This is a genomic window from Marinomonas sp. G8-14 (assembly GCF_055808935.1).
This window is the reverse complement of sequence record NZ_CM147891.1, coordinates 3541943-3559441: the sequence shown is the minus strand read 5'-3', so window position 1 is coordinate 3559441 and position 17499 is coordinate 3541943. Positions and strand designations below refer to the sequence as shown.

14 protein-coding genes and 2 pseudogenes are annotated in these 17499 nt (G+C 45.6%); 10 read left to right on the top strand and 6 right to left on the bottom strand.

Going from position 1 to position 17499, the window contains the following annotated elements; genetic code table 11:
• Nucleotides 1–37: 37 nt before the first annotated feature.
• From AC0L6V_RS18080 to AC0L6V_RS18070, 3 genes and pseudogenes are all read right to left on the bottom strand, one after another.
• Nucleotides 38–476 (bottom strand): annotated as a pseudogene (locus AC0L6V_RS18080) (ABC transporter ATP-binding protein); the annotation flags it as partial.
• Nucleotides 464–2147: pseudogene (locus tag AC0L6V_RS18075) on the bottom strand (ABC transporter permease). The pseudogenes AC0L6V_RS18075 and AC0L6V_RS18080, both read right to left, overlap by 13 nt.
• Nucleotides 2148–2197: 50 nt before the next feature.
• On the bottom strand, nt 2198–3175 hold the full coding sequence (locus AC0L6V_RS18070; RefSeq protein ID WP_265219745.1) for an ABC transporter substrate-binding protein: 978 nt from the start codon (nt 3173–3175) through the stop codon (nt 2198–2200).
• Between the two features lie 128 nt (nt 3176–3303).
• Between AC0L6V_RS18070 and AC0L6V_RS18065 the strand changes: the two genes are divergently transcribed.
• The gene (locus tag AC0L6V_RS18065; RefSeq protein ID WP_265219744.1) at nt 3304–4053 is read left to right on the top strand and encodes a DeoR/GlpR family DNA-binding transcription regulator; all 750 of its coding nucleotides are present in this window, start codon (nt 3304–3306) and stop codon (nt 4051–4053) included.
• 170 nt (nt 4054–4223) lie between these two features.
• Nucleotides 4224–6209 (top strand): methyl-accepting chemotaxis protein, encoded by a 1986-nt coding sequence (locus AC0L6V_RS18060; protein ID WP_265219743.1) that lies wholly within the window; start codon nt 4224–4226, stop codon nt 6207–6209.
• A 54-nt stretch (nt 6210–6263) separates the two neighbouring features.
• Here the strand turns inward: AC0L6V_RS18060 and AC0L6V_RS18055 are convergent, their stop codons facing one another.
• Genes AC0L6V_RS18055 through AC0L6V_RS18045 form a run of 3 tightly spaced genes read right to left on the bottom strand, consistent with a single transcriptional unit; the run spans nt 6264 to nt 7690 of the window.
• The gene (locus tag AC0L6V_RS18055) at nt 6264–6629 is read right to left on the bottom strand and encodes an aldehyde dehydrogenase family protein (RefSeq protein ID WP_265219742.1); all 366 of its coding nucleotides are present in this window, start codon (nt 6627–6629) and stop codon (nt 6264–6266) included.
• Nucleotides 6607–7512, bottom strand: a complete 906-nt coding sequence (locus AC0L6V_RS18050) for an aldehyde dehydrogenase family protein (RefSeq protein WP_418138475.1) — start codon at nt 7510–7512, stop codon at nt 6607–6609. Before AC0L6V_RS18050 ends, AC0L6V_RS18055 begins: the two co-directional genes overlap by 23 nt.
• A complete protein-coding gene (locus tag AC0L6V_RS18045) occupies nt 7493–7690 on the bottom strand; it encodes a hypothetical protein (protein ID WP_418138474.1) in 198 nt (65 codons plus the stop codon). The genes AC0L6V_RS18050 and AC0L6V_RS18045 overlap by 20 nt, the downstream gene beginning before the upstream one ends.
• Nucleotides 7691–7930: 240 nt before the next feature.
• Here AC0L6V_RS18045 and AC0L6V_RS18040 point away from each other — a divergent pair, with 240 nt between their 5' ends.
• From AC0L6V_RS18040 to AC0L6V_RS18005, 8 genes are all read left to right on the top strand, one after another.
• Nucleotides 7931–8446 (top strand): GDSL-type esterase/lipase family protein, encoded by a 516-nt coding sequence (locus tag AC0L6V_RS18040; RefSeq protein WP_418138473.1) that lies wholly within the window; start codon nt 7931–7933, stop codon nt 8444–8446.
• Nucleotides 8447–8893: 447 nt separating this feature from the next.
• The gene (locus AC0L6V_RS18035) at nt 8894–9763 is read left to right on the top strand and encodes an NAD(P)-dependent oxidoreductase (RefSeq protein WP_265219738.1); all 870 of its coding nucleotides are present in this window, start codon (nt 8894–8896) and stop codon (nt 9761–9763) included.
• A gap of 516 nt (nt 9764–10279) precedes the next feature.
• Nucleotides 10280–11872 (top strand): ABC transporter substrate-binding protein, encoded by a 1593-nt coding sequence (locus AC0L6V_RS18030; RefSeq protein ID WP_265219737.1) that lies wholly within the window; start codon nt 10280–10282, stop codon nt 11870–11872.
• A 122-nt stretch (nt 11873–11994) separates the two neighbouring features.
• Nucleotides 11995–13005, top strand: coding sequence for an ABC transporter permease subunit (locus AC0L6V_RS18025; protein ID WP_265219736.1), 1011 nt, complete (start codon nt 11995–11997; stop codon nt 13003–13005).
• 10 nt (nt 13006–13015) lie between these two features.
• A complete protein-coding gene (gene dppC / locus AC0L6V_RS18020; protein WP_265219735.1) occupies nt 13016–13930 on the top strand; it encodes a dipeptide ABC transporter permease DppC in 915 nt (304 codons plus the stop codon).
• Nucleotides 13931–13941: 11 nt separating this feature from the next.
• Nucleotides 13942–14865: an oligopeptide/dipeptide ABC transporter ATP-binding protein gene (locus AC0L6V_RS18015; protein WP_265219734.1), complete on the top strand. Its 924-nt coding sequence runs from the start codon at nt 13942–13944 to the stop codon at nt 14863–14865.
• 40 nt (nt 14866–14905) lie between these two features.
• On the top strand, nt 14906–15946 hold the full coding sequence (locus AC0L6V_RS18010) for a peptide ABC transporter ATP-binding protein (RefSeq protein ID WP_265219733.1): 1041 nt from the start codon (nt 14906–14908) through the stop codon (nt 15944–15946).
• Between the two features lie 225 nt (nt 15947–16171).
• Nucleotides 16172–17425 carry an MFS transporter gene (locus tag AC0L6V_RS18005; protein ID WP_409418863.1) on the top strand — a complete coding sequence of 418 codons (1254 nt, stop codon included), beginning with the start codon at nt 16172–16174 and terminating at the stop codon, nt 17423–17425.
• Nucleotides 17426–17499 lie beyond the last annotated feature (74 nt).

The following is a 17499-nucleotide window of genomic DNA, read 5'->3' as shown; positions in this document are numbered from 1 at the left end:
CCACATCTGGCTCGGTGACCAAACTACGCGCCAACGCCACACGCTGGCGCTGACCACCACTGAGTTGCGCTGGCAAACGATCTGCGTATTCTTCCAACTGAACAATTTCCAGAGCGTCTTTAATTCGCTTGTTGCGTTCTGCCGTCGGTATTTTCTGTACTTTAAGCGGATAGCCGACGTTTTCTTTCACCGTCATGTGCGGCCAAAGTGCATAGGATTGAAACACCATGCCGAAGTTTCTTTCTTCGGTTGGTACGTGACGCGTCGAGCCTCGAAAGACAGTCATCGCCATGACTGATTTGACCACCTGAAACCTTCTCAAATCCTGCCAGCATTCTTAAAATGGTCGATTTACCGCAACCGCTTGGCCCAAGTAAGGCGACAAACTCACCCGGTTCAATCGTTAAGTTCAAACCTTTTACAACTGGTGCGCCATGAAAAGATTTTTCAACACCATCCAATATTAACCGTGCCATGGAATCACTCCTTTGGGCAGACGAGGGGCAAACAGACTCAATAAACTCATTAGCCCTGCGACCAGCAAAACCACCAGCACAGCAATGGCCGAGGCCAACACACTGTCGCCACTTTCATCGAGATTAAAAATCAATACACCGAGGGTTTCATTGCCTGCGCTCCACAACAAAGCGGACACCGTCAGTTCATTAATGGAAATCAAAAACACGAATAAGCCGCCAGCAAAAAAGGCCGGTGCAGTGAGCGGTAAAATGATGTCTATCAGGCGCTGTATCGGCCTTGCACCGGCAAGCTGAGCGGCTTCTTCTAAAGCGGGGTCAAGCTGAGACATAGCGCTTAATACTGGCTTCAAACAGACACTCAAAAAACAAGACAGATACGCCAAGAAAATAATACCCAACGTGCCGTACAAGCTGACCTCAATAAAAGGCAAAGGCTTGGCGAACAACAGAATAAAAGCGATGGCCAATACAATGCCAGGGATGGCATAAGGCACTTCGATCAAGCTAGCAATCACCGCTCTGGTTCGCATTGGCAAACGCATCAACAAATAGCCTAATGGCAAAGACACCAGCATCAAGACTAAGGCACTAAAGAAAGCCAAAAACGCACTGTTCTCAAAAGCTCTAGCCGTAACGCCTTGCCGCCCAATCATTTCGTAAAACGCGGCAAAAGTAAGGGTATCCGCGTTCAATGGCATGCCGAGAGCAGGCACTAATGAACTGACAATCAAAGCAAATAGCGGTGCGACCAAGATAAAACACAATACCAAGGCCAAGAGAATTTCGAGGGGCAAACGCCATTGCTTAAGACGGAAAGACAGCGACTGCGCGGTGTGACCTAACAAGGCATAACAACTACGTTGCTGTAGCCATTGCTGCAACAACATGCCCGCCAACACCAACAATGCAATCATCATCGACAAGCCCGCCACTTGGCTCAGCATATCGTGTCCAAAGCCTGCCATTTGCTGATAAATCAAGGTGGGTAAAACGATGTAACCCGCTGGAATCCCTAACATCGCCGGAATACCAAAATTACCCAGAGAAGAAACAAAGGCTAACGCGGCGCCAGCGATAATCGCACTGCGACACAAAGGCAGGATGATATCGATCCAAATTCGCAATTGAGAAGCACGAGATAGTTGGGCGGCTTCTAATAAATCCTGCGGTAAGGAAATAAGTTGAGTACGCAGTGCCAAAAACACCAAGGGCGCACTTTGTATACCAAGCAGTAAAGCAATACCTTCCGCCGAATACATTGGCTGTGGGCTGCCCAACGCAGGCGCGATGCCTAGCGTGTTTAAAATTGGGACTCGCTGGGCCAAACAGTTGCAACCAACTCAATGCCGTCACTTGTGGCGGAATCATCATCGGCAACATAAAACAAAACACCCAAATGGCGCGACCACGAATATTCGTTAACGTCACCACAAAGCCAAAGCCGCAGCCTAAAATCACCGCGATGAGTGTCCCTAACCCTGAGGTGTAAAAACTATTGCGTAATGCCGTCCAAGTTCGTTCACTTCTGAGTACTTCTGCCATAGGAGAAGACGTAGAAAAAGTCGCATGACTTAAGGCTTCTACCAATAAACGCAGGCTTGGTAAAACACTTAACGTTGCGATCAATACGAAGAGTCCAATGGACAACCAGCGTAGCTGGCTATCCATGGAGACTCCATCCATGAAACGTCTTTTTAATAACGAAGGTGTCATCTTGCTTAACCTTCAAAGATCTTACTGAAGCGCTCTTTATTCGCTTCGCTATTTTCAAGCGTTTTTGCCGCATCAAATGGCATTAACTGAATATTCTCTCGCTTAGGAAAACCTTCAGGTACGCCAATATCACGTCGAGCTGGCAAATAACCCTGTTCTAGCACCAAAGCTTGGCCTTCTTTCGATAAGAGAAAGTCCACAAAGCGCTTCGCTGCTTCTTTGTTTTTGGCTTCTTTCATGATGGCGACAGGTTCCGTCACCATGGTGACGCCCGTTTTAGGAAAAATAAATTCTATCGGTGAACCTTTCTCTGCTTCACGGATGGCCAGAAAGTCGACAATCACACCATAAGGCTTAGTCCCTGATGCCACTGCTTTTAATACACCGCCATTGCCGCCTTGCGCCATCGCTTGGTTGGCATGTAATTGCTCAAAATAATTCCAGCCTAGTGATTTGTCATCGGTTAGTGTCGCAAGATGGATCAGTGCGGCACCAGAATACAAAGGGCTTGGCATCGACACTTGATTTTTGTATTCAGGCTTGACGAAATCGGCCCAATCCGTTGGATGTTGTGGCGCTTGTTTATGACGAACAATGCCTGTGGTGATCAGTTTCGTGCCGTAATAATAGCCCTCTTCACTGTACAAGCTCTTTTCGTACTGATCTCGCTCAGGACTCATATATGGAAGCAAATAACCCTCATTCACCATGGATTCCATAGTGACACTATCGGCAATAAGCAATACATCGGGTTTCACCACGCCAGAAGACAACTCTGCACGTAATTTAGTCATCAATTGGGTTGTGCCATCACGAACCCATTCTACCTTGATATTTGGATTAGCGGCTTCAAACGCATCCACCGTCATTTGCGCATCTTTGTTTGGCTGACTGGTATACAAGGTCAAAACATCTTGAGCTAGAGCAGATAAGGGAAAGATCAGTGACGCAGCACACAGTAATAATGTCTTCTTAACGGTCATGTGAAAACTCTCTGTTCGATAAGGGAGTTGCAACAATACCGACATATTTTGACATTATAGTGACGAAATACTTTCGTTTAGTAATGGTTTGCTTTCGTTTCGAGAGCTGAGGTTAAGAACCGTATCATATGAATAAACGCCACTATGACATTGTTCAATGGGTAAACAAACATGGACGACAAACCCTACAATCCACTGCAGATGAATTTGGCGTCTCGGTCCAAACTATCCGCTCAGACATTAGAATTTTAGCTGAAAAAGGTTTAGTGCTTCGCAGTCACGGAGAAGTGATCCCTTTTCCCCACCGAGAAAATATCAGCTTTGATCAACGGCGAATTCGTAATGCTCTAGGTAAAAAACATATCGCGAGTTTATGCATTAGCAAAATAGCGGACTACCAATCTATTTTTCTAGGCAGTGGTTCAAGCGTCGCCGAAGTCGCCAGCCAATTAAACGCCTTTCAAGGCTTGCAAGTCATGACCACCAATTTGCATGCTGCCCGCAACTTATGCGAACACCCAGACTGTGAGCTGACCATTTCAGGCGGACGAGTGCGAATGCGAGATCAAGATGTTATCGGGGGCGATGCCATGATGTTTTTCCAACGCTATCGAGCAGATATTGGGATATTTTCCGTCGCAACTGTCAATAAACACGGCAGTTTATTTGATTTCACTGATGATGAGGTTATGGCAAGACAAGCCCTTGTTGAACATTGTCATTATCGGGTTTTGGTTATCGATAGCACAAAGTTTGAAAAAGAATCACGCTGTTTATGGGGGAAAATGAGTGATTATGACTGTGTCATTACTGATCAAAAGCCATCGTCGTCTCTATTGAGCATGCTGCATTATCAGGGTGTAGAGATATTGTATTAAGCGAATCTCGTATTGAAATGAAGAGACACTAAAAATGGATTTAAGCGCATGAATGCAGAGCTACCAAGTACGATTGTTACAATTTGTGCAAAAAATGCGCTTGATCTCTTTGTTTATATAAGACTATTGTCTTATATACCCTTACCCAAGTTGCAAAAATTGAGGTTGTTATGACGTCACCGATGAGAATTCGACAACAAATAAATATTGGCTTAATCGCCATACTCTTACTCGCACTTGCTAGCATTTACCTTGTAATAGAAACGAAAGTAAAACCCGATCTCACCGCCGAACGACAAAGACAAATCTCAGTAAACCAAAAAGCACTGACCGAGTTACTCAGCGCCAAGCTAGAAAAAATCCAATTACTCACCAGCACCCTCGCTTTAGCCAGCACTGAACTCCCCAAAGACGACGCGCTATTCAAACAAGTCTTTCCCAACATCATTAATAACCACGATGACAAAAGTATCGCCGGAGGTGGTATCTGGCCAGAGCCTTCTGCGTTTACACCGGGAACGGAGCGACGTAGTTTCTTCTGGGGACGCGACGGCTCTAAGATGAGTTATTTGGACGATTATAATGATCCAGCTGGATCTGGCTATCACAATGAAGGTTGGTACACTGTTGGTAAAACCTCGCCTGTCAATCGCTGTGCTTGGTCGGAAGCCTACATTGATCCGGTCACTAATATTCCTATGGTGACGTGTACCATCCCAATGAAGGAAAACAACACGTTCACCGGTGTCACAACGGTCGATATGATGCTCGATGGCATTACCAAAGCACTTGAGCTTTATGGTGCCGAAAATCAGGGTTATGTCTTCGCCATTGACCAAACAGGGCAGGTACTTAGCTTTCCGAAAGATAAAGCCAACTTGGTGAAAAGCGACGGTAGCATGTTAACGGCAACGGAACTTGGCAATCAGCTCCCATGGTTAAAGCCAGCACTGGGAAAAATAAGCGAAACCGAAAAAGTCATCGCTCTTGATCACGACGCCATCTTGAATGGCGCAGCGTATGTCGACTTAATCAAGCATCCACAGACGGGCTGGACCATTGGTTTAGTCGTACCAAAAGAAAGAATGACGGAAATAGCGCAAAGCATGGGGTTATTTTTGATGATTGTCATCGGTGCATTGTTGATCATCGTAAGTATTATAGCCGCTTCTTTCTTCCGTAGCTTACTTGGTCAAATCACTCAAACGACAGCTCAAATTCAAGAGCTGGCCGACGGCGGCAGCACCCAAGAACTTACCGTGGGTAAATTGAATGAATTAGGAGATCTTCGCCAAGCGGTAAATGCGTATGGCGATAAATTGAAAAAATTACTCGAACAAATTCACACCGAGTCAGCCAATCTGGTCGCTGATGCGGGACGTCTCAGCAAATTCAGTAATGACTTCCTCAATAAAGCCAACAGTTTAAGCGATGAAAATACGACTTTAGCTGCGGCGACGGAAGAACTCGGTGCCACCTCTCACGATGTTGCCATGTACGCCAACGAAACCAAAGAAACCGTTGAGCGTATCCACAAAGACGTGCGCAATAGCGGCAAAGAAATGAACACAGTGATTGAGACAATGCGCTCCTTAACCAGCGCCATGACGCAAGCACAAACAAACATCCTGCAATTAGACGAAGACAGCCGCCGCGCGAACGGCATGTTAAGTGTGATTCGTGACATTGCAGAACAAACCAACTTATTGGCACTTAATGCCGCTATCGAAGCCGCACGAGCGGGTGAAACAGGCCGAGGCTTTGCTGTGGTCGCCGACGAAGTGCGTAATCTTGCGGCGAAAAGTGAGAGCTCTGCCGTGGAAATAGAGCAGGTTCTAGGACGCCTACAAGTGGCATCAAAAGAGTCTGTCAGCTCCATGGAATTGGGTCACAGCGAAACCGAACGAGCAGTGGCAACGGCAGAGTCTACCGCGGCTCATTTGCAGCAGGTCGTCGATGCGTTCTCGCAAATTACCGATCAAGCAACACAGATTTCTGTGGCAGCGGGCGAACAGCAAAAAGTGTCACAGGATCTCAGCATGTTCGTGTCACGTTTGCAGGAGCTGACTGGCAGTAATGCCAGTGACTCCAGCCAGCTTAGTCGTATGAGCCAAGAAATAGACGCCATCGCTAAACGATTAAACGCGTTAAAATAAACGTCTAAATGGCGTTAAAAACCATGATGATGTCACCATCATCATGGTTTTCTATTATAAAAAGCGCCAAAATTTGGCCATGAAACGATGGATGGGACGTCGATAAGGCGGCCGCAGTAAAGCGAGAATATTCTTGCCACGTTTGCTTAACACCGACTTGCCGTGGGAAAACGTTCGAAAACCTTCTTCGGCATGGTAAGCGCCCATTCCCGATGCACCAATACCACCAAACGGCAAGTCAGCCTGTGCCACTTGCACCAACGTGTGATTGATCACCAAACTGCCACTTACTATGCGAGCTTCACAAAGTCGTTGATCTTCTGTCTGCTGGGTAAATAAATACAGGGCCAAAGGTCGTGGCCGCTGATGAATGTAAGACAGTGCTTCTTCCATGTCGCTATACAATAAAATGGGTAACAAAGGCCCAAAGAGGCTCATCTTGCATGACACGCAGGTCATCGGTTGGTTGATGTATAACGTGCAAAGCTAATTTGCCATCACTTTGTGCTGGCCCTTGCGACATCAGGTTGTCGCATTCGATCCCAGCGGCCCTTGCTTCCTCTAAATAGCCTTGTAGGCGATCCAGTTGACGGGGGTTAATCAAACTCGTGTAATCAGGACTCAGAACGCCCTCAGGGTAATAAGCTAAAAGCTCCTGCTTTATGTACTCGATTAAGGTCTGTTTTTGATCGGCATGGCACATGATGTAATCGGGCGCAACACAGGTTTGACCGGCGTTGAGCATTTTACCAAACACCAGTTTCTTCGCGGTATCGCGTAAATCCGCTGACGGTGCCACCAGCAGCGGAGACTTTCCCCCTAATTCAAGTGTCACAGGTGTTAAGTTTTCTGCGGCATTGCGCATCACAATATGCCCGACCGATGTGGAACCCGTAAATAATAAATGATCAAACGGTAACAAACTAAAGCGATTAGCAAGGTCTGCTTCGCCTTCCACCATCTCAATCCAGTTTTCACCCAACGCGCGATCCAATATTTCGCGCAGTACTTTATTGGTTTCTGGACAATATTCCGACACCTTAAGCATCACTCGATTACCCGCTGCCAACGCTCCGATTAAGGGACCAAGACAAAGTAAAACAGGATAATTCCAAGGTGAAATCACGCCAACAACCCCTTTGGGTTGATAGATAACCTTGGCTTTGGCGGGTAAGGTGCTAATGTGTAAACAACGTTTGGATGGCCGCATCCATGTTTTCAGGTGGCGCTTAGCGTGTTTTATTTCACCCAATACAGGTATCAGTTCTAATAGTCGAGATTCTTCATGAGCCTCGATGCCCAAAGTCTTTCTGAAGTGCGCTTAATAGTGATGCTTCCGAACGTAATAGTGCCGCCTCCAAATGCTTGAGACAATGTCGGCGCTCGTCAGCGGTCGGAAAAGACGCTCGTTGAGCGATGGCTTTTAGGCGTGTAAACGCCGCCAACATGTCGTCTTGATGATAAGACCGTTCAAGCGCCATTTTGCCTCCCATAATACCCATCAATATGCTGCCATGTTTACAAAACGTTTTTACTCTAAACTCGACCAAATTAGCTACACTATATAATGATAAAGGCACTTTCTAGTGGCAAACAAAAAAGCAAGGAGCAAATGATGGCGACGATTCTATGTTACGGCGATTCTCTCACTTGGGGCAGTGTGCCAAATGGCGGACGTTATCCTAAACATCTACGCTGGCCAACTATGCTCAATGAGGCTCTTGGGTAAACACCATCAAGTGATCAATTTTGGTTTACCTGGCCGCACAACTATTTGGAATGATCCTTTTTTAGAAGGCAGAAACGGCCTGTCGTATTTACAAGCCGCGCTGGAAACCTTCGGCCCCGTCGATATTTTAATCATCATGTTGGGGACGAATGATTTAAAGCGATATTTCAATGTCGGTGCCTATGAAGCCGCTAAAGGCGTAGAGAAACTGATCGAAAAGTCAAAAATGCCAAATAACCACGGATTCCCGCATCCAAGATGCGTGGTCATAGCGCCGCCAAATATCTTATCCCCAACGGGTGCGATGGCCGAGAACTTTGACGGAGCCATTGAAAAATCTCAACATTTTCATCACTACTACCAAGATGTCGCGGCTCATAACAAATGTCTTTTTCTCAACGCTGCGGGGATTTTACAGCCCAGTACCATAGACGGTGTGCATTTGGACACACAAGCCAATACACAATTAGCTCAGGCAATCCAGGCTTTGATCAAAGATAAGATTTAATTAAGATATTGTTTTATAAAGTTTTTTATTTTTTATAAAGATATTATAGGCATCACAAAAGAAAATGAATAACCATCAACCGAACATAATACAAGACGTATATTGATTTTCCCCACCTTTGAGTATTGACAAGATGGGGAAGATCTTTTCGCACAATAGAAAAATATAAAAATCGTATAAAATACGCACGATTATTGGCAAAAATCCCCTTCCCAACGAAATATCCGGCCATAAAAATTTTCTTGCACAAAGTTATCCACAGCTTATTTTCAGCAAGATAACAATAAAGCGTCTACTGAAAACATGAGCAAAATAATGAAAACACGCTTCTGTATGCTTCATTTCACGGTTTTTTGTACCTCGTAATTCATTATCAAATCCGTATGATCAATGCATTAAATTTGTCTCTCAAATTCATATCTGGGCAACGCAATAAGGAGAAAAGCAATGAAAGTCAGCTTCATTGGACTTGGTACAATGGGTTACCCCATGGCAGGACACGTTAGTAAGGCCGGCCATTCTGTCGTAGTCTATAATCGTTCCACACAAAAAGCCCAAAACTGGTGCAAGGAGTACCAAGGCGCATTTTCCAGCACACCAGCACTTGCCGCACAAGATGCCGACATCGTCCTAACTTGCGTGGGTAATGATGACGATTTGCGCGCGGTGTATTTAGGCCCCGATGGTGCCTTTCAACACGCCAAAACAGGCACGTTGTTTATTGATCACACTACCGCTTCAGCCGAAGTAGCAAAAGAGCTTCATCAAGCTGCGCAAGAACGCGGTTTTGGTTTCATGGACGCGCCAGTTTCTGGAGGCCAAGCAGGCGCAGTCAACGGCGTATTAACCGTGATGATTGGCGGCACAATCAGCGACCTTGAAAGAGCACAGCCAGTACTCGATTGTTACGCAAAAGCCACCAGCTTAATGGGTCCAGTCGGTAATGGTCAGATCGCAAAAATGGTCAATCAGATCCTTATTGGTGGAGTGTTATCAGGTTTGTCTGAGGGCATTCGTTTTGCTCAGACGGCCGGTTTAGACATCCCAACACTGGTGGATACATTAAAACATGGCGCTGCAGGCTCTTGGCAATTAGAGAACCGCGGCGAAACCATGGCGAAAAACGAGTTTGATTTTGGTTTTGCGATTGAATGGATGCATAAGGATTTGGGGCTGTGCCTTGCGCAAGCCGAAAAAATGGGCATCAAGATTCCATTAACTCAGGCCGTTGATCAAGATTATCAGGCACTGATCGCCGAAGGTCGTGGTCGCCAAGACACCTCTGTTCTCGTGAAAGCACTCGATAAAAAAGCCTAATGTTAATGTGTTGACCGTTTAATGTTTCTATGATGGAGCATTAAACGGCCGTCCTAAAGACCAAAAAAGCCGCTAAAACCGCCATCTCATGCCTCTTTTTTAAACTTTTTATAAAAATTTATCCTTTTCCTTTCACATTCCTTACTCATGATTTTTCCTCTAACCCCTTTGTTTTCAAGGTGTACAGGCCTTTATTCAGATTCTGTATTCATTACACGTATAGGCCATATCGTTATTTCAATTGGTTATTTAAATTGGCTTGAGTAATCTTCAGGGACGCTGTTTTTAATGCGCCTGTTTATTCAGATGCATTGCTTATGGCTAAAGGGGGCTCAGGGACGAGGCAGAACAACCCCATTCGAACTAGGAGTTTGGATGGGGTTTGTTTTAAAAACGGTAAAGATAGAAACGCTAAGGGCCGCTTTTACCCTCAAAAACATCACAAAAGTAACGAACACCTTGATTCGACTTCCCACGTGCTTAGCACGAAAATAATTATGTTAATGGAGAGTGACAATGAAAACAGGGCTAGCAAAACTAACGCTCGCACTTATGGCCGCTGGAGCAATCAGCACTTCCGCTCACGCTGCAACAACACTAGTTTATTGTTCAGAAGGTAGCCCTGAGGGCTTTAATCCATCGCTTTACTATTCTGGTACTACATTTGACGCATCTTCGAAAAACATGTTCAACCGTTTAGTAGAATTCAAATTGGGTACGACAGAAACAGAACCAGGCCTTGCAGAAAGCTATGATGTTTCCGCAGATGGCCTTGAGTACACTTTTCATTTGCGCAAAGGCGTGAAGTTCCACACTTCAAAAGACTTTACACCAACACGTGATTTCAATGCCGACGATGTATTGTTTACCTTTAACCGTCAACGTCTTGAAAGTAATCCATATCACAAAGTAGGCGGTGGTTCTTATGGCTATTTTGATGACATGGCTATGGGCACTTTAATTAAAGACATAGTCAAGGTCGACGACTACACGGTCAAATTTATCTTGAACCATCCAGAAGCTCCTTTTGTTGCCAATCTTGCCATGGACTTTGCGTCCATCTTCTCTAAAGAACAAGCCGACGCTTACATGAAAGCGGGCACACCTGAAAAATTGGACATTGATCCCGTTGCAACGGGTCCTTTCCAAAAAGTTCAGTACCAAAAAGACTCTTTGATCCGCTACACAGCGTTTGAAGATTACTGGAAAGGCAAAGCAAAAATTGACCGTCTTGTTTTCTCTATCACACCAGACGCTTCTGTGCGTTACGCAAAACTAAAAGCGGGCGAATGTGATGTTATGCCCTATCCCAACCCTGCTGATCTTAAGCAAATGGAGGCGGATCCAAACATCAATTTAATGAACCAAGAAGGCTTGAACGTCGGTTATCTTGCTTTCAATATAGAAAAAAAACCACTTGGTGATGTGAAAGTACGCCAAGCTTTGAATTATGCAACCAACAAACAAGCCATTATTGACTCTGTATTCCAAGGTGCGGGGAAAGCAGCTAAAAACCCAATTCCACCGACCATGTGGTCTTACAATAAGAACATTGTTGATTACCCATACGATCCTGCAAAAGCTAAGCAGCTTCTAAAAGAAGCGGGCCTTTCAGAAGGATTTGAAACCACACTATGGGCTATGCCTGTTTCTCGTCCATACAACCCAAATGCTCGTCGTATGGCTGAAATTATTCAAGAAGATTGGGCGAATGTGGGTGTTAAAGCTAAGATTGTCACCTTTGAATGGGGTGAATATCTAAAACGTGCTAAGGCAGGAGAAGCCGGTACACTTCTTATTGGTTGGACTGGTGATAATGGTGACCCAGATAACTTCTTATACACCTTATTAAGCTGTGATGCTGTTGGCGGAGGTAACTATTCGCAGTGGTGTAACAAAGAATTTGATGACCTATTGATCAAGGCAAAACGTTCGTCTGATATAGCTCAACGTACTAAGTACTACGAAGAAGCGCAAGAATTATTCCATAAAGAAGTGCCTTGGATGCCAATTGCCAACTCGGTGGTCTATGTTCCTGTTCGTAAAGATGTGAAAGGATTCAAAATCGACCCTCTTGGTGGTTTTTACTTTTACAACGTCAGCAAATAGTTATCGTTTAGTTACATAGTCTTCGGACCAAACAAAATATCTACTCGCTGGGACGCGAGTAGATATTTTGCTGACCGAGCAGATTGCTCGATCACATAACACCCCAAGAGAGCCAGTCCTTTATGTTCCAATTTATTTTTCGTCGCTTAAGCCTTGTTATTCCGACTTTTCTCGGGATCACCCTACTGACTTTTACTCTGATCCATTTGATACCTGGCGACCCCATTGAAGTCATGGCTGGTGAGCGCGGTGTGAGCGCAGAGCGCCACGCTGAATTAAGCGCACAATTAGGTCTTGATCAGCCGTTATATTTGCAATATTTCCGATACATTGGAGGAATTTTACAAGGAGATTTAGGCAATTCATTAGTCACTAGAGAGCCAGTGATGAAAGAATTCCTAACCCTATTTCCTGCGACCATAGAATTAGCATTCTGTGCCGCTATTTTTGCGATTCTGATTGGTTTACCTGCCGGTATTTTTGCGGCGGTGAAACGCGGAACCGTGATTGACCATTCGGTAATGACCTTTTCACTCACGGGTTATTCCATGCCTATTTTTTGGTGGGCGCTGTTATTGATGTTGGTATTTTCCGTCAATCTAGGCTGGACACCCGTGTCGGGGCGGATCGATGTCGTTTACTGGATTGAGGATGTGACGGGGTTTATGCTGGTTGACTCCCTTTTATCCGGCGAAGACGGCGCATTTGCTTCCGCTGTGTCCCATCTCATTTTACCCAGTATTGTACTTGGTACGATTCCCATGGCGGTGATCGCCCGCATGACACGCTCTTCTATGCTAGAAGTATTAAGCGAAGATTATATTCGTACCGCTCGTGCAAAAGGCATTGCCCCTTGGCGAGTGATCGTGATTCACGCTTTGCGTAACGCTTTGATCCCAGTCATCACAGTAATCGGTTTACAGGTGGGTATTTTGTTATCGGGTGCGATTCTGACTGAAACCGTCTTTGCTTGGCTGGGCATTGGTAAATGGCTAATCGAGTCCATCGGACGCCGTGATTACCCCGTTGTACAAGGCGGCATTTTAATTGTTGCCTGTATCATCATTGTCGTGAATCTCTTGGTAGATATCACTTACGGCATTGTTAACCCACGAATTCGACACAGCCGATAAGGAGGCGTTTATGACAGTATCTACAAAAACGTCCACGACGAATACGCCATTGACGGCTCCCGCACCAATGACGCCTATGCAAGAGTTTTGGCATTATTTCAGCAGCAACAAAGGCGCAGTAGCAGGCCTAGTTGTTATCTTAATTATTTGTTTTATGGCGGTATTTGCTAATTTTGTTGCACCACACTCACCATCGGATCAATACCGTGACGCGCTGTTATTGCCGCCCGCTTGGCTAGAAGGCGGCAATTGGTCTTACGTATTAGGTACCGACGACGTGGGTCGAGATATTTTATCTCGCCTGATCTATGGCTCACGTCTCTCAATTGCGGTGGGCATTGTCGCTGTGACGGCGTCTTTAGTCATGGGGATTTTACTGGGTCTTATTGCAGGCTACTTTAAAGGCCTAATCGACACCGCCATCATGCGTATCGTCGACATCATGTTGGCGATGCCAAGCTTGTTGTTGGCGATCGCGATCGTGGCGATTTTGGGGCCAAGTATTGTGAATGCGGCGTTGGCCATTTCCATTGTTTCGCTGCCACATTACGTACGTTTAACGCGTGCCGCCACTATGGCCGAAATGTCCCGTGATTATGTCACCTCTTCTAAAGTGATTGGGGCCGGGCCGTTACGTCTGATGTTTATCTGCATCTTGCCAAACTGTCTAGCACCGTTAATTGTGCAAGCCACCTTAGGCTTCTCCAGCGCCATTCTTGATATGGCGGCCCTTGGCTTTCTTGGCCTTGGCGCACAACCCCCCACCCCAGAATGGGGTTCTATGTTGGCCGATGCCTTGCAGTTCGTGCAACGTGCGTGGTGGGTAGTCACTTTCCCCGGTTTGATGATTTTGATCACAGTACTGGCGTTTAACCTCATGGGCGATGGCTTACGTGATGCCCTTGATCCCAAGTTGAAACAGTAAGAGAGGTTGTTATGTCACTGTTACAGTTGGAAAATTTAAGCGTTACCTTCGGCAATTTTCGCGCCGTGGATAACATCAGTTACAAGGTCGAAGAAGGGGAAGTTCTCGGCATCGTTGGGGAATCTGGCTCAGGCAAGAGTGTCAGTTCATTGTCCATTATGGGCTTGATCGATTTTCCCGGCAAAGTCAGCGCAGATCAACTGACGTTTGATAATCAAGATTTGCTAGCCATGCCAGAAAAACAACGTCGCAAGCTAACTGGCTCCGACATTGCAATGATCTTCCAAGATCCGATGACCAGCCTTAACCCCTGTTTTACAGTGGGTTATCAGATCATTGAGGCGCTCAAAACGCACCAAGGCGGCAGCAAGAAAGAGTTAAAAGCACGCGCTATTGAACTTTTAAAGCAAGTCGGCATTCCAGCGCCAGAGTCCCGTTTGGACAACTACCCTCATCAGCTGTCTGGTGGTATGAGCCAGCGTGTGATGATTGCTATGTCGATTGCCTGTGATCCACGCTTATTAATCGCTGACGAGCCAACCACTGCGTTAGACGTGACGATTCAAGCGCAGATCATTGATCTATTGATCGAGCTGCAACGCAAGAAGCAAATGGGCTTGGTGCTAATTACGCACGATTTGGCTTTGGTCGCTGAAGTCGCCCATCGTGTCATCGTCATGTACGCGGGTCAAATCGTTGAATCTGGCCCAGCGTCGGAAGTCTTTAGCACACCAAGACATCCATACACACAGGCATTACTGGCCTCTTTGCCAGAATCCGCTGCCGGTAAAGCACGCCTTGAAGCGTTACCTGGTGTGGTTCCGGTCAATATGATCGACCTTTGGGCTGTTTACTCAGCCCGCGCTGTCCTTATGCGACAGATCATTGCCGTAAGGTTGAACCTGCGAACCAAGGTGATCTTGATCGCCAAGTAAAATGCCATACGCCATTGGATCGCGAAGGGAGACCAGCCGCATGAACCAATCTAACCCTTCATTAGACAAGCAATTAATTTTAAAGGCCGAAAACCTCAAGCAGCATTACCATGTCAAACAAGGTTTGTTCAAACCTGACGCCGTTGTAAAAGCCGTTGATGGTATTAGCTTCAATCTTGAAAAAGGCAAAACCCTTGCAGTCGTCGGCGAATCCGGTTGTGGAAAATCTACCCTTGGCCGCATGCTGACCATGATTGAAACACCGACAGGCGGTAGCCTGGCTCATCTAGGTGAAGACTTACTGACCTTGAGTGCCGACGCTCAGGCGAAGTTGCGTCAAAAGATTCAGATCATCTTCCAAAACCCTTATGGCTCCTTGAATCCTCGTAAGAAAATAGGTGCGATTTTGGAAGAACCTTTGGTGATCAATACCAAGCTTTCCAAAGCAGAACGCAAAGAAAAAGCCCTCGCGATCATGGCGAAAGTTGGCTTAAAAGCGGAGCATTATGAACGTTATCCGCACATGTTTTCCGGTGGTCAGCGCCAGCGTATTGCGATCGCTCGTGGTTTGATGCTTGACCCAAATGTCATAGTGGCCGACGAACCCGTGTCTGCCTTGGACGTGTCTGTTCAGGCACAAGTATTGAACTTGATGATGGATTTGCAAAAAGAGTTTGGCTTGAGCTATGTGTTCATCTCTCACGATTTATCTGTGGTGGAACACATCGCTGATGACGTGATGGTGATGTATTTAGGCAAAGTGGTAGAACAAGGGACTCGCGAGCAACTATTCGAGAACCCGAAACACCCTTACACCTTGGCTTTGCTGTCTAGTACGCCGCAGCTTTCGCCAGATAAACGCCGTGTTCGCATTAAGCTACAAGGCGAATTACCGTCACCGTTGAATCCGCCTTCTGGCTGTGCTTTCCACGGACGTTGCAGTTACGCCAACGACCGCTGTAAAACCGAAACGCCATTGTTGAGATTAGACGATCAGGCAGAGCAAGAAAAAGGCCACATGATTGCCTGTCACGCGGTGGAAGAAAATCGCATCGAAACCGTCGCGGTGGGTGCGGCCTAAACGATTCAGACTGAAACAACACTCACCTCCCAGTGAGTTTTCGAACGCCCGAAAGGGCGTTTTTTTATCAAATAATAAAGAACAGTAGTCAAGAATACGGTCTTGCTATTAGTATATGAAAGTCTAAGTTGATGCTGTTTTTTGAAACGCATCCATCGCGTCTATCAAGATGCGTTTTCTTTCGAATAAGGATTTATTCGAATATAGAGTAGGGAAAACTCGATCATGAATTACCTAGAAAAGTGTCTTCGCACTTCTACAATCAATGCTTTTTTTATCATCTGCGCTCGATGCATAGCTGACTTTGGCAGTGTTCTCAGCATGATCGCCCTATCAAGCTATGTCTTTGTTATCAGTAATAATGTCTATCAGTTCAGCATGTTTATGGTCTGTAGTCTCTGTGGCAGTCTTTTCTCTAGTGTGATTAGCCTACCTTTTTTTCGAAAAATGCCGGGGAAATTAGCACTTATATGTCTAAACCTAGTGCGATTTTTCGTAATGGTCTTGCTGCTGATTCTTCCCGAATCTTACCGTTTATATGTGGTCCCTTGTATTGCTTTTATTAGCGGCTTTTGCAACACCCTGTTCACGATAGGAATCAATAGCCAACTCCCTAATTGGATCACCAACTCAAAACGGTTATCGGTCAATACTTGGTTAACCTCTTTATCTTCGGTGAGTGCGGTAACAGGAGGATTGCTAGTCGGAACATTAATTGCGGGGACAGGTTATGAGAATGTGTTTATTCTTAATATTATCGCCTATGTCTTTGTCGCGGTTATGCTGTTACCACTGAAAAAAATCACGGATGAGACACAACCAAGTTATCAGTCTGTCCCTTTTCGACAAGAGTGGCGACAGCTTAAGGTCGAACTCAGAAAAGCCCCCATACTAGCAGGCATGTTGTTGGTCACTCTTGTCGGAAGTTTAGGCAATGCGGCCCATCAAGTCGGTTTTCCAATCATAGCAAAATTGCTCACCCCCGAAAACATAAGCCAAGCCATGGGTATCTTGATGGCATCTTGGGCTGTCGGCAAGTTTGTCGGTGCCCGTCTGTTAGGTCATTTGTTAAAGAAATCTCCATACCTCTCACTGGAAAGGCTATTTTTTGTTGGCTTTTCAATTCTGTCTATTGGCTTCATGCTTACTTTTCAGCAACATCAGCAAGTATGGGCAATGTTATTTGTTATCTGTGCCGGCATAGGCGAAGGCATTGCTGAGGTAAGCTTGGTATCAAGAGTACAAACAGAACCTGACACGCTACGCCTACCCGTATTCAGCACTCTTGCTCTGTTCAAGATGACGGGATTTGCCGCTGGAATGATGATAGTGGCACCTTTTTACAATTGGCTGCCTCTCTATCTGGTCATTATGCTTTTTCATGGCATACCATTAATCACATTAGTCATGGTATACATTTGGCTAAAAAGACGATTACAACCTAAAAAAGTCAATATTCAACCAAAAGTCGACTTCTAAACGGCTCTGTACGCTATCTATTCTGATCTTTAAATCACGTATGTTAGTGTCTTATATAACATGGTTTTGAACAT